This is a genomic window from Pseudomonas sp. DCB_AW, assembly GCF_026240895.1.
Classification (GTDB): domain Bacteria; phylum Pseudomonadota; class Gammaproteobacteria; order Pseudomonadales; family Pseudomonadaceae; genus Aquipseudomonas; species Aquipseudomonas kermanshahensis.
This window is the reverse complement of sequence record NZ_JAPFCE010000229.1, coordinates 1-529: the sequence shown is the minus strand read 5'-3', so window position 1 is coordinate 529 and position 529 is coordinate 1. Positions and strand designations below refer to the sequence as shown.

The 529-nt window shown below is 59.5% G+C and carries 2 protein-coding genes; one reads left to right on the top strand and one right to left on the bottom strand.

Annotation, left to right across the window (positions count from 1 at the left end; all coding sequences use genetic code 11):
- Window positions 1–340, bottom strand: a 340-nt coding sequence (locus OO306_RS28380) for an immunoglobulin-like domain-containing protein (RefSeq protein ID WP_323055843.1), incomplete at its 3' end; no start/stop codon positions are given.
- Between OO306_RS28380 and OO306_RS28310 the strand changes: the two genes are divergently transcribed.
- Window positions 246–529: immunoglobulin-like domain-containing protein (locus tag OO306_RS28310; RefSeq protein WP_265970416.1), on the top strand; the 284-nt coding region annotated here is incomplete at its 3' end. The genes OO306_RS28380 and OO306_RS28310 overlap by 95 nt on opposite strands.

Below are 529 nucleotides of genomic sequence, written 5' to 3'. Positions count from 1 at the left end.
CGGTGACTTTGACCGATGCCGCGTCGCCCAGCTGAAGGTTTTCGAAGGCACGACCGTCAACATCGACCGCGGACTTGATGCCCAGGGAAATTTCGCCAGCGTCTTTGTAGACGTCATCGCCCTGCGCGTCGTGGGTGTAAGGCGCGCTGGTTTCGCCCGCTTTGATGGTGACGGTAGCGTTGTTGCTCAGGGTCACGACCAGATCGTGAGCCAGGGCAGTGTTGATGTGAACGGTGAAGGTCGGTTTGACGTTTTCCGTCACCCTGACCAACAAAGACGGTCTGCCGATCGATAACCACGCGCCGTTGTACTTCACCCTGAGTGACGGCAAAACGGTCATCACCGTTCCGGCCAACGGCACCACCGGTTCGATTACCGTAACTGCCCCGGACAACGTCTACACCGGCACTAACCCACCGGTCGAGCAGAGCCTGCAGGCGGTCAGCGGCGCTGACGCCTGGAAGTTTGAAAACCTGGTTCTGGACAAGACTCCAGTCAGCACCACTGTCACTGACGAGCCGGGTACCCC